Source organism: Sphingobacterium sp. BIGb0116, from assembly GCF_024808035.1.
GTDB lineage: Bacteria > Bacteroidota > Bacteroidia > Sphingobacteriales > Sphingobacteriaceae > Sphingobacterium > Sphingobacterium paramultivorum.
The window spans coordinates 288353-301308 of record NZ_JANUDT010000011.1; the positions used below are offsets into that span (position 1 = coordinate 288353).

Here is a 12956-nt window from a genome sequence, read left to right on the forward strand (position 1 = left end):
GATTTTGATGTTATGTTGCTAAAAAACGAATGTTTGGGTTTAATTTTAATTAAATTATCTAATTGCTAAAACCATTTTGTAATATTGCTTATTGATTGTAAAGTCAATATCCTTCTTCAGTTTAACACGAAGCTGTAAAAATGTAGAATAGCATTTTCCGGCGTATATCGATGAAGTAGATTGGGGTCAGATGTGACGTAAGGTCGTGCAATACACTAGAAAGAGAGCGATGCCTTTGTGCAGTCAATAATGGAAATTTTTTGTATTCGGTAGACCGAAGGCAATTTTTTTGATTGTTTTTTGCCGGATTAATCAATAGCGATAGTTTTATAAAATATTAATAAGGAAATGAGTTCAAGACGTGATTTTATTAGGCAAGGTTTGATTGCTGCGACGGCAATGGGGACATTGACAGCATTTGATGCGAAAGGATTGACGATTGCAGCAAAGGGCAGTGTTAAAAAATATCCTATTGTAATTTCAACTTGGGACTTTGGGATTGCAGCAAATAAAGCCGCTTGGGAAATATTGTCGAAAGGTGGTAAGGCATTGGATGCCGTTGAACAAGGCGTACGTGTACCCGAGGCTGATCTCAAAAATATGACAGTTGGTAAAGGTGGTTATCCAGATCGCGATGGTCACGTCACACTTGATGCTTGTATCATGGATGCGGATGGTAACTGTGGTGCTGTTGCTGGAATGGAAAAAATTGGACATCCAATATCAGTAGCGCGGATGGTCATGGAAAAAACACCCCACGTGATGCTAGTAGGCGAAGGTGCATTGCAATTTGCGTTAGAAAATGGTTTTAAGGAAGAGAATCTTCTAACGCCAGAAGGTGAAAAGGCTTGGAAAGAATGGTTAAAGGAGAAAAAATACAAACCTGTAGCCAATATTGAAAATCAATCCTTTGCAGCGGAACGTCTGCCAGGGAACCAGTATAACCACGATACGATCGGTATGTTGGCTTTGGATGCCAATGGGAATATTTCTGGAGCTTGTACAACCAGTGGTATGGCTTTCAAGATGCACGGCCGGGTAGGAGATAGCCCTATTATTGGAGCCGGACTTTATGTCGATAATGAAGTGGGCGGAGCTACATCGACCGGAGTTGGTGAAGAAGTCATACGGAATGTAGGTAGTTTCTTGGTTGTCGAATTGATGCGTCAGGGTTATTCTCCGGAAGATGCCTGTAAGGAAGCCGTTATGCGTATCGTGAAGAAGAAACCTGCAATTGCGAAGGAAATTCAAGTTGGATTCTTAGCAATAAATAAAAAAGGCGAATATGGTGCCTATGCGCTACAACAAGGTTTTTCCTATGCGGTTTGTGACAGTAAACAACAAGATTTATTGATTAAGGGAAAACACTACTATTAATATTAAAATAGGGGGCTATGGGTACGAGGGCTTCGTTCTCAAGTGGCAAATGGAACGTAAGCTGCCATTTTTCGCAATGATAGCAGTGTATCTCATTGCCGATTAATAATTATATTTGTCTAAACATTTTTCGCTGTAGCTACTAAATCGGCTATAGTGTTTGAAAAAGTAAGATTAAAATACGCAAGATTATAAAAGTATGAAAGCAACATTTGGAGGAGGATGTTTTTGGTGTACAGAAGTTATTTTCCAAAACACTGAAGGGGTAACATCGGTATTGCCTGGTTATATGGGAGGGCATGTAGATAAGCCAACTTATGAGCAGGTCTGTACGGGTACAACTGATCATGTTGAGGTTGTCGAGCTAGAATATGACGAAGAGCTGGTGAACTATGAAGACCTATTGAAAATCTTTTTTAAGACACATAACCCGACGACATTAAACCGTCAAGGTAACGATGTGGGTACGCAGTATAGATCAGTTGTTTTTTATCATAATGAAGAACAGGAGATCTTAGCGCAGAATTTTATCGACGAATTGGAAAATGAGGATGTTTATGAGGACGCTATTGTCACAACGGTAGAACCAGCCGTGACATTTTGGTTAGCAGAAGATTATCATCATAATTATTTTAATGATCATCCTGAAAATCCATTTTGTTCAGTAGTCATTGCTCCAAAACTTCAAAAATTCCTAAAAGAATTTAAAGCTTAAAGGACAATACTTAAGGTGTTGTATCCTACACAAAAAAGGCTCGAATATTTATTCGAGCCTTTTTTGTGTATGGAATACGAATTAGAACATTTCCATCTGTCCTTTATCGTCGATTTGGATGTCATTTGGATTAGTGATTTCCAATTTGATATCGTCATTTTTATCGGTTGACTCTACCTCCTTCTCCTTCACGGAACTGTCCACCGCCGTTATGGTGCTATCAACCGTTGTTTCTGTGGTATCAGTACTCGTTTCGGCTGCTTTTTCTTTACCTTTTTGACTTAAATCTTCATCCACCGTTGTTAACGTAACCGATTTTACGGTATGGAAAGAGAGGCGGTTTCCTTGTGCTTTTATTCCTTTTACGTCAATAATTTCAGTCAAAGGTTGATCAAGAGTTTCTTCCGTTTGGGATTTACCTTTTAAAATATCCAATTTGACCATCGGTTCAGCCGCATTACTCATCAATACCAATTTAGACCCCGCATCTTCATTAATAAAGGAAATACGTTTTCCAATAGGTTGATCGTCAAATTTAAAACGTTTGACAAAGTACGTTCCACTCTTGCCGTCCTGATGCACAACTGTATAGATATGGTCCGGGTAGTATTTTTCGATCCGGATCATTTTCTCGTCAAAGTGGTTGCTTAGATCAAAGTTTGACAATTCGTAACTACCGTCCGAAAGAACCACTAATATCTTGTCGTCGCCGTCAAACTCGCCAAGGTATTGGCCACGTTCATCTGCATTTAGACGTTTCATGATGGTATCGTACCATATTTTTCGTCCTGCCAGTGTGGAGACACCAGAGCTTTTAAAGCTGATTTTTTTGACGGGATATTTTGACACAATGTTTCCTTGTGAAGCACGGCCCTTGATTGCAATCTCGGCAAAGTCCATGTCAAAATTCAACTTGCGCAATTTTGTGTGCGGTTTAAGCTGTATATTAACGATCTCTGCTTCACCGTTTGGATTGGCTGTGAAATATAGGATTTTAGATCCTTTGGATCCTTTGGATACATCATATTCCTTATCCCGAGTGACACCTACCACAGAGAAACGTTTGATGTAACTGGTACCAGTTTCACCTTCTTTATAGATGGCATTATAGATTGTACGTTCATCACCTTTTTTGAAAACAGCAACGTGGATAATTCCTTTTCCAACGAATACTTTATCCTGGATTTTACTGACAACATACTTGCCATCCTCGCGGAATACAATAATATCGTCGATATCCGAGCAGTCGCATACAAACTCATCTTTCTTCATGCCTGAGCCAATAAATCCTTCCTCACGATTGACATATAGCTTGGCATTTGCTAGGGCAACTTGGGTCGCTTCTACTTTATCGAATATACGCAGTTCGGTTTTACGCTCGCGGTCTTTACTATATTTCTCACGCAATTTCTCAAACCATGCAATGGCATATTCTGTCAATTGACGTAGATGACGCTTGACTTCCTTGATCTCATTTTCGAGTGTTTTCATCATTTCGTCCGCTTTTTTAACGTCGAAACGTGTAATACTACTCATTGGTTTATCGATCAATTTTTTGTAATCTTCTGGTCGTATCTCGCGATAAAATTGATCGAAGAAAGGTTCAAACAAGCGATTCAGAACCTGCACCACGACCTCAAAGTCACCTGCATTTTCATAATCCGGATGTTTGTACATCCCCTCTTGAATAAATATTTTTAATAAACTACTGAAGAAGATTTTTTCTTGAAGATCGTTTAAACGAATCTCCAATTCTCGTTTCAATAAATTTTTGGTGTTTATTGTGTTTTCCGTTAGAATGTCATTGACACTCATAAAGTGAGGTTTCTCATCTTTGATAACACAAGTGTTAGGTGAGATAGAGACTTCACAGGCGGTAAAGGCATATAAGGCATCAATCGTTACATCAGGAGAAATTCCAGGAGCCAAATGCACAATGATCTCTACATTTCCTGCTGTATTGTCCTCGATTTTTTTGATCTTAATTTTTCCCTTATCGTTTGCTGTGACCACACTTTCAATCAGACCGCCCGTCGTGGTTCCAAATGGAATTTCTGTAATTGCGAGCGTCTTTTTGTCGCGTTCTTCAATTTTCGCACGTACACGGATTTTACCGCCACGTTGACCCTCATTATAATTTGAAACGTCGGCCATACCACCCGTAGGGAAATCTGGGAAGATATTCGGACGTTCACCGTGTAATACCTGAATAGATCCATCAATTAACTCAATGAAATTGTGCGGCATAATCTTGGTTGCTAAACCAACAGCAATACCTTCGGCACCTTGAGCCAATAATAATGGAAATTTTACCGGAAGTGTGACAGGTTCGCGATTCCGTCCATCATAACTCAATTGCCACTCAGTTGTTTCGGGATTGAAGACAACGTCATTTGCAAATTTGGATAATCTTCCCTCGATGTACCGTGGAGCAGCAGCAGAGTCGCCCGTAATTGGGAAGCCCCAGTTACCTTGACAGTCAATCAGGAGATCCTTTTGGCCCAATTGTACCATGGCATCACCGATAGAAGCATCACCATGTGGGTGATATTTCATCGTGTTACCAATGACGTTGGCAGCTTTATTATATCGTCCATCATCCATTTCCTTCAAGGAATGGAGGATACGACGTTGTACGGGTTTCAAACCGTCATTGATATGTGGTACGGCTCTGTCCAAGATAACATAGGATGCATAGTCCAAAAACCAGTTTTCGTATAGTCCTGATAAAGGTATCGTCTGACTTCCGTTTTCTGTTTTTCCTGATCCCAGTTCTTCTTGATTATCTTCCGTTGGGAAGTTCGTTTCGTCACTCATTTACTCAGCAATAGATTAAATTGTACAATACAGAAATGTTCGAAATAGTATTTTATTCGAACGTGTAAAAATACAAAACCATTTTGTTTTATCCCAGTGAAACTATGAAAAGTTAAAAAAATTAGTTTTTAAAGCTAATATAATTAGTTTGTTGGTCGGTCAATGGCCAGATCATACCAATAACAGGGAATATTCCATAGGTCGAAATGAGATTCTTCAGTTACCTGAAATCCTACTTTTTCCAAGACATGCCTTGACCCCAGGTTTCCCGTATGTGTGATGGCATGTACTTCAAAATGGGTCAGCTGTTCTCTGTAATATTGCATGCAGGCTAGTGCGGCTTCTGTCGCATAGCCTTTTCCCCAAGATTCCGTTCTGAAACGATAACCAAGGTCTAAAAATCCAATACGTCCGTTCTCCAGTTCGTCAATATATTTAAATCCTGTCCAGCCTATCCATTGATTGCTTGATTTCTCAATGACCCCTAGACGGCCTATACCGTATTTTTCATATTGTTGCTGAATATGTGCGATGGCTTTTTTCATTTCTTCAATAGATTGAACAGGTTCGTTATTCAGAAAGGTATGAACCTCCGGCTGTGAATCCATTGCGAAAAAATAAGCTGCATCATCCATCTGTATTGGACGGATAATTAAACGTTCAGTTTCCAGTATAGGTAAGTGTTTTTCCATATTGTTTATCTCAAGTGTTACGGCATGCTAAAGCCACAATTTGTCGATATCTTTTTGTAGTATTTTTTCTTTCATTTCCTCTTCAAAATCGCCGAACTGCTCTTTTTTTACAGATTTACTAATTCTGCCATTTTCGAGTACCAAGATTTCATCGCAGGTATCTTTTAGCGTAGAAAAGATATGGGACGAAATCAGGATCGTTTTACTCATTGCTTTTAAGCGAAGAATAATCTCCGTAAGAATAATGCTGCTTTGTAGATCGATGCCATTAAAAGGTTCGTCAAGGATATAATAATTATTGTCCTGAAGTAAAGTAGCTGTCAGGGCTAGTTTTTTTTTCATTCCCGTGGAATAGGTGCTCGCATACTCCTTTAAGGGCAACTCGAAAATATTCCTTTCACTGAGGTTTTTGATCTGTTTACCCCGTGCATCTGCCAGCAAATAAATATACTCTTCCCCGGTGAGTTTTGAAAGGAAATACGGATCCGAGGTGAGGTAACCTAAATTGTTTTTCAGCGGTTCTAAATCAGATTTTAGACTTCCAGTGGCGGTTTCTAGTCCAGCAATACAACGAAATAGCGTTGTCTTTCCAGCACCATTTTCACCGACGATACCATATACTTTTCCGCTATCAAAGAGGTAAGTAACCTCGTGGAGTACTTGATGCTGTCCAAAGGACTTATTGATATTCGCAAGCTCGATCATAAGTAATTTTTTAGATTGTTGATTGCTTTGATATAATAAAAAGGTAAGAGCGCTAGAATCAAAGGGTAAAAGCTAAAACAAAGTGCCAAAGCAAAACCTTCGGGGAAATTGATCTCCCGTGGGTAAGCGACGTATTTCAATGTGATTGCAAAAGGAAGTAAAAGTAATATTCCGCCCAATACAATACAGGCATTAAATAAATCCGATGGAAAGATTACAACATACAGAAAAAGAAGGGGCAGTACCAAGAGCAGACACTGTAAAATTCCCCTTTTAAACTTTCGCATCAGAAAGACTGTTGGTGTATGATGGTGATTCCAGAGGTAAAAAATAGGCTCCGGCAATTGATAATAGAAAACGCAGGTGAGCGCAATGCAAACGACGCAAAATAAAACAAGATTGGAATTGGCGACATAAAAACCGATTCCAGCCAATAGATACAATACAAGCAAAAGCAAGTAGCTCCGTCGGAACCCGATGATAAATTCAAAAGGTTTTTTTACGAAAGGTGTCGGAATAGATTTTACGAAAGCCCCAAATGTCAAAAATGCAAAAACAACAGCCAAAGTATCCAATAACAACGCATAGTGCCATTGGCTGTGGAGGAAAAGAATGACGAAGGACGGCAGCGTTAATAGGCCATTCTCAACTATTCTGATCTTGTGAAAATCTCGCTTACTGTATGTATTTTTGAGAAAGTCATTTCTGTTCTTTTCAGTGAGCAGAAACAGTGCTTGAAAATTACCAAGCAGTAGTGCATAACAACCAAAAAGCGGGTATTGAACCAAAGCATAATAAGCAAAATAACATAATCCAAACAACAGGAGAAAGGCGAGCCAAACAGGCAGTCCTGTAGCCCGAATATGCCGAGACAGTAAAGTATACTGAAGCTTTAAATAATTGCTTAACATGATAAATCAAACTTAGATAAATTACCTTTTATATGCAATATAATTGCGTGGCATATAAAAGCAAGTATTCGATTTTCTCTGTTCTTCTCGGTACTCGGATTACTGCGCAGTTTACTGATTTCTCCGCTATCCATTGAGAAACACATTTAAAGAGGAAATGAGGTTTGGTCCTGCATGAGTTTGCAAAAGCAATAAAGGCTAGTGGGCTTTGTGCTTTCTCTGCCAGCTCAGCATATAGGTCAGTGCCAGTAGCAAAACTACCGCATTGGCATACATAATGACTGGAATCCGGAGGATAACATCACTATAGTATAATCCAGCAAGCAGTGCGCCAAGCCCTATTCCAGCTTCAAGTGAGATATACATGGTTGCTACTGCCTTGCCCCGATGTTCAGGTAGGCTAAGGTCGATCGTCCAAGCATTGACGGCAGGGGAGAGTATACCTGTGCCCACGCCATAGATGCTTGCGCCGATCATCATTCCAATGAAACTATTGCCCATACCGATAGCAACGAGTGCAATAGCAATAATGACTATTCCGACAACAATGACTTTTGGTCTCCCGTAACGGTCCGAAACTTTGCCGGATACGAAACGTATCAGCACCGATGCGATTGTAAATGCCAGAAAAAATAGCCCTTTATTTTTAAGTCCCAGATATTCACTCCAATCGGGAATTAAAGTTAAAATGACTCCATAAGCGGTATAAGATAAAAACGTGACGATTCCAGCTGGAAGGGCACGCCATTCAATAATATCCTTGCGGTTTATTTTGAGCATGGAAAGATTGAATTTTTCTTTTTTCGCCAGTGTTTCTTTCATGTTAATGACGATAAGAATGGAGAGAAGTGCCATGAAAGAAGAGCAATAAAACATAACATTGATACCAAAGGCCTCGAAAATGGCACTCCCAATTGCTGGGCCAACAGCTGTACCGACGCTAAAAGCCAGTCCATGCATGCCAAGAGCCTCACCCCATCTTTTTTGAGGAACCAGATCGGCGACATACGCAGAAGTTGAGGTAGGTTTAAAACCGGTGGAAAAACCATGTATCAATCGTAAGAATAGGAAGCCCGCGACTGATGTTAAAATGGGATAAAGAAAACCACAGATGAAACAGACGATGGATCCAATTGCCATGACCGGTACACGTCCCCACCGATCGGTCAATTTACCACTAAAAGGCCGCGAAATTCCAGCAGTCAAAGTAAACAATGCTATGATTAGCCCTTTGTACTCCGTACCCCCCAAACTGCTCAGATAATTGGGTAGTTCCGGAATAATCATATTGAAACTAGAAGAAAATAGGAGCGAGCTTAAGCAAAGTAAAATAAATTGTAACGTATAGATGGATTTCTGTTCAGCGGGCATGGTGTAATTTTATCGTGTGTGAATATTCAAAAAAGAACATGGATAGCGGTATCGATCCGTCTTTCAATTGAACTGTTCAAATGTACAGTTTTTGGAGCGATTAAGCTTTTTCTTTTGACAAAAATTAATCGAATCTTTTAAACGAATAGAAAAATGTCGCGACGGGGCTTTTTCTCTATTAAAATTGATATTTTTGATGAAGATCAGTGTTTAAATATGGAAGGGTATAGAAATCTCAGGAGTATATTTTGAAATTCCTGTAACGAATATGGAAAGAGCTGTTCGGTTTTACAGCCAAACATTTAACTTTTCCTTTGAACGGGAAGAATTTGATGGAAATCATTTATTTCCATGTAGAAAATGTGATCGATACAATCGGGAAAGCGCTAGCGCTTGGGGGAAAAGAGTTATATTCAGCCACCTTTCATACCGACTTGGGCTTTGCCGTCGCAGAGATTGAAGATTTGGAAGGAAACAGGATTGGATTACATCAAAAGCTATAAGCGAAGTATCAAATTGAATCTGTTTTAGGTCAGTTTTTGTCTGGAAATCTCACTACAGAAGATCGTTGTTGCTACGGCTACATTCAATGATTCGGCTTGCCCTAGGCGTGGTATAGTGACAGCTTGATCGATCAAAGGTATTATTTCGTCGCTGATGCCATTTCCTTCGTTACCCATAACAATTAGCCCCTCATCAGCCCACACAGTCTGATAAATGGATTGACCATCAAGTAGGGCGCCATACACTTTCAATCCAGTAGCCGGAATAAAATCAGTTAAATCAGTATAGTGGATCTGCAGTCTTGCCAATGAGCCCATAGTTGCTTGCACTACTTTAGGATTGTAAGCGTCTACAGTGCCAATGGAACAGATAATATGTTCGATTCCAAACCACTCCGCCGTGCGGATAATTGTCCCTAGATTGCCTGGATCCTGCACATCATCGAGTACGAGGCTAAACTTATTTTTTAAATCACTTGATACAATTTTTTGCTGTAAAGGAAGTTTGACCAAAGCGAGTATACCTTGTGGCGATTTCAGTGCGCTAATCTTTTGGAATTCAGTTTCCGTTAGTTCATGGGATTTTATATTATGCGAGATTTTACCCACTTTTGTGTTGGCGTCGTCCGTGTAGAAAATAGACTCAACCTCATAACTTGATGAAATAAATTCCATCACGGATTTTATACCCTCAACGATAAACAGGCCGTGTTGTTTTCTATACTTTTTATTTTGTAGAGACGTTATTAGACTGATTTGCGCTTTTGACAACATTTTTATTGATGATTAAGTATACTCGTTTTATCGGATTTGCAAGTATAACGCTTTTAGTGTTATTTTTTGCATCATGCCGGTCTTCAAAATATCTTGACGATGACCAAGCTCTGGTTACAAAAGTACAGATTTCTGGTGTCACCCCTGCATTGAAAGAATCATCCGAAACGTATATTTCCAATCAAATAAGACCTAATTCAAGGGTAAATCTATTCATTTACAATACGTTCAATACTAAAAACGGACGCTATAAAACCAAGAAAATTCGGAATGTCGGTGAACCACCTCATTTGCTGGATTCGGCAATGGTGGATTTGTCTGCCAATCAAATCCGGCGTTTTCTATTTTCAAAAGGTTACTTTAAAGCTAAGGTCGAACCTACGATTTCAGTTTCCAAAAAGAGAGCACATATCGATTTTAAAGTGGATGAAGGTGTTCCTTATCAAGTTAGAAATATAGATCGAAAATTTGAGGATGAAGATATAAAGGCAATATTTGAACGGGAGGTACTTCCTAAAACTTCCGTAAAATCCAATACTCAGTACGATGCCGCAAAGTTGCTTGATGAGCGGGAGAAACTTTATGTTTCGATGCGTAACAATGGGTATTACGATTATGTAAGGCAATATATGCGTGCTGGGGTCGATTCAACTATCGATGGAGCTTTGATTGACTTGAAAATTAATGTCGAAAATCCATCTGACTCTACGATACATAAAAAGTATCAAATAGACAGTGTTTATATGACGATAAGGAATTATGGAACAATGTCGAAGAAGGAGCCACGTCGTATCCTAGATTCTGCAAAACGTCTTTTATTTGTTGATGAAACGAATAGTTTCAGGTGGAAACCTTTGGAACGCTATATGTATTTACGCTCAGGTCAGTACTATTCCTTGCGGGAGGAAAATAAATCCTATGACCGATTGTACGAGATGAATGGTTTTCGTTCTGTCAAAATGCAGTTTGTCAAAAAAGATTCCAATAAACTAGATGTGCACTATGATTTCGTTCCAAGACCTCGTATGGGAAACCAGATAGAGGGGGAGTATACCTTTAGTTCAGGTATGAGCGGATTTAATATTGGAAATACATTCTCACAACGTAATATCTTTGGTGGTTCGGAGCAATTGGAAGTGAAATTACGTTATGGTGTATTGTTTGATCCGCGTTTAGCAGGAGGGCTTTCCAGTAAAATATTCAATAACGATTTTCAAGCGGGCGTAAATTTGGTTATTCCTCGTCTGATGGTGCCCTTTCATATTAATCCAGGGGGGAAGTTTGGTTTGCCCAAAACGACCTACTCGATGACATTGCAGTTGTTCGATCAAGATAAAACCTATTCAAACCGCTATTTTATCACATCGCTGAATTACTCTTGGTATGAAACAGAAAATAAGTACCATAGTTTTACGCCTATCGTTTTGGAGTATCGGGATGGACGCTTGGATTCCAATTTTCGGAACAAGCTTGTACAGGAAGGCTACCAGCTGTATGTACGTAGCAACGATCGCCAGTATTTTGGTTTAGGAACACAATATACCTTTATCCTGAATGGCAAGAAATTGAATAGCAAGGAGGATTTTCAATATTTCAGAGGAACATTGGACGTGAGTGGAAACGTGCTGGACCTTATTAGCTCCTTGGCAAAATTGCCCAAGAATGCTGATGGTGAGAAAAAAATATTTGGTGTGCCCTTTCTTCAATACGCCAAGACAGAATTTGATTATCGTTTATACCGAAATCTTGGTGGAAATAGGCAGTTTGTCTTCCGTTTTAATCCAGGGATAGCGATTCCTTATGGTAATAACTCTAAACTGTTGATTTTTGAAAAGAGCTTTTATAGTGGGGGGATGAATGGTATACGCGCTTGGCAGGCACGTACCCTGGGACCAGGTGCCTATAACCGGCAGAGTCTTAGTGAGGATTTGCGTTTAAACCTGCGTAACTTGGATCAGTTGGGGGAGATTAAGCTGGAAGCGAATGCGGAGTATCGATTCAGATTACTTAATAACTTCCTGGGCGCAAAGATGAATGGAGCGACATTTGTGGATATGGGAAATGTTTGGCGACTGAAGAAGGATGAAGAACTAAATCCGGGTGGAGAGTTTAAATTCAATAAATTCCTTGGGCAAGTCGCCATCGGTACCGGTTTCGGACTTCGTTTCGATTCGGACTATTTTGTGATTCGCTTAGATGCCGGGCTTAAACTAAAAGATCCACAATTCTCAGGTGCTGATCAATGGGTTATCAAGCACTTCTTTGATTCCAAGGAATTTAAGGCACAATATTATGAAACCCATAGACCCGACAGATACAATTTTATTCAATACAATTTTGGAATCGGTATGCCGTTCTAATGTACAATCGTTTTGTTATGATTTACTTTGATCACATCAATTGATGTGATTTCCCAAGAGATTGTGTTGTCAACCGATGAGATTTTTGAGACTTGAAAATATAGATTCAAAAATTTTACTCAAGTCTAAACCCTGTGAATGGTTGAATAAAAAGAAAACTATAGCCAGTGCGATCGCTGTCATAATCACTTTTTTAAACATATAAGCTATTCCTAATACAATGGCCGGAATAATCAAAAACATCAATCCGCTAATGGCAAAAGGAGAGAGTCCGCTATCGCTCTTATAGATATAAAATAAGCGACCTTTGGAAGTTTGTTGATTCTTATGGCTAAAGAATACAAATGTTGATGACTCAATTTTCTGATTAGGGACAGCGACACCCTCATGAAATTGTAGTGCTTGCGAGAAACCATTGATTGTAAATAGGTAATTGCCATGGATGTTTTCATTGGTGTTTCCAAGTGAATCCAATGCAACTACAGCTAATTTTCCATTTTTGGAAAGGTTTTCTTTTACGATAAAGTTTTGGATATTTTGCTCTTGAGCAGCCGCCCAAAAAGGTATCAGTAATAGAAAAAATATAATCTTTTTCATCGTTTTATTTTTATTCAACTCGCTATTTCCCTTTTTAGGGCCTATTTCCGTAGCGTCAATATCGTTTGGAAGATCAGTAGCATTAATATGCTGAATCCGATTTCCTTGAAATGAGACTGCAATTTTAGGGATTT

The 12956-nt window shown here is 39.3% G+C and carries 11 protein-coding genes; 4 read left to right on the forward strand and 7 right to left on the reverse strand.

What is annotated here, in order from left to right; all coding sequences use genetic code 11:
- Nucleotides 1-348: 348 nt before the first annotated feature.
- Nucleotides 349-1377, forward strand: a complete 1029-nt coding sequence (locus tag M2419_RS24060; protein WP_120336530.1) for a N(4)-(beta-N-acetylglucosaminyl)-L-asparaginase — start codon at nucleotides 349-351, stop codon at nucleotides 1375-1377.
- A gap of 199 nt (nucleotides 1378-1576) precedes the next feature.
- Nucleotides 1577-2092, forward strand: coding sequence for a peptide-methionine (S)-S-oxide reductase MsrA (gene msrA / locus M2419_RS24065; RefSeq protein ID WP_083663801.1), 516 nt, complete (start codon nucleotides 1577-1579; stop codon nucleotides 2090-2092).
- 81 nt (nucleotides 2093-2173) lie between these two features.
- On the opposite strand, the gene M2419_RS24070 is transcribed toward msrA, so the two are convergent.
- The 5 genes from M2419_RS24070 to M2419_RS24090 form a co-directional block, all read right to left on the reverse strand.
- Nucleotides 2174-4909, reverse strand: a complete 2736-nt coding sequence (locus tag M2419_RS24070; RefSeq protein WP_182332957.1) for a DNA gyrase/topoisomerase IV subunit A — start codon at nucleotides 4907-4909, stop codon at nucleotides 2174-2176.
- 143 nt (nucleotides 4910-5052) lie between these two features.
- A complete protein-coding gene (locus M2419_RS24075; RefSeq protein ID WP_259255763.1) occupies nucleotides 5053-5601 on the reverse strand; it encodes a GNAT family N-acetyltransferase in 549 nt (182 codons plus the stop codon).
- A gap of 27 nt (nucleotides 5602-5628) precedes the next feature.
- A complete protein-coding gene (locus tag M2419_RS24080) occupies nucleotides 5629-6306 on the reverse strand; it encodes an ATP-binding cassette domain-containing protein (protein WP_259255764.1) in 678 nt (225 codons plus the stop codon).
- Entirely contained in the window at nucleotides 6303-7217 is a 915-nt protein-coding gene (locus tag M2419_RS24085) for a hypothetical protein (protein ID WP_182332951.1), read from the reverse strand. Before M2419_RS24085 ends, M2419_RS24080 begins: the two co-directional genes overlap by 4 nt.
- A 198-nt stretch (nucleotides 7218-7415) precedes the next feature.
- Nucleotides 7416-8588, reverse strand: a complete 1173-nt coding sequence (locus M2419_RS24090) for an MFS transporter (RefSeq protein WP_259255765.1) — start codon at nucleotides 8586-8588, stop codon at nucleotides 7416-7418.
- Between the two features lie 332 nt (nucleotides 8589-8920).
- Between M2419_RS24090 and M2419_RS24095 the strand changes: the two genes are divergently transcribed.
- Complete coding sequence (locus M2419_RS24095) at nucleotides 8921-9091, forward strand: hypothetical protein (protein ID WP_202883792.1); 171 nt, start codon at nucleotides 8921-8923, stop codon at nucleotides 9089-9091.
- 24 nt (nucleotides 9092-9115) lie between these two features.
- Here the strand turns inward: M2419_RS24095 and M2419_RS24100 are convergent, their stop codons facing one another.
- Nucleotides 9116-9865, reverse strand: a complete 750-nt coding sequence (locus M2419_RS24100) for an RNA methyltransferase (RefSeq protein WP_182332947.1) — start codon at nucleotides 9863-9865, stop codon at nucleotides 9116-9118.
- An 8-nt stretch (nucleotides 9866-9873) separates the two neighbouring features.
- On the opposite strand from M2419_RS24100, the gene M2419_RS24105 reads away from it, so the two are divergent.
- Nucleotides 9874-12225: a BamA/TamA family outer membrane protein gene (locus tag M2419_RS24105; RefSeq protein WP_182332931.1), complete on the forward strand. Its 2352-nt coding sequence runs from the start codon at nucleotides 9874-9876 to the stop codon at nucleotides 12223-12225.
- Between the two features lie 69 nt (nucleotides 12226-12294).
- On the opposite strand, the gene M2419_RS24110 is transcribed toward M2419_RS24105, so the two are convergent.
- Nucleotides 12295-12822, reverse strand: a complete 528-nt coding sequence (locus tag M2419_RS24110) for a hypothetical protein (RefSeq protein WP_075991705.1) — start codon at nucleotides 12820-12822, stop codon at nucleotides 12295-12297.
- Nucleotides 12823-12956 lie beyond the last annotated feature (134 nt).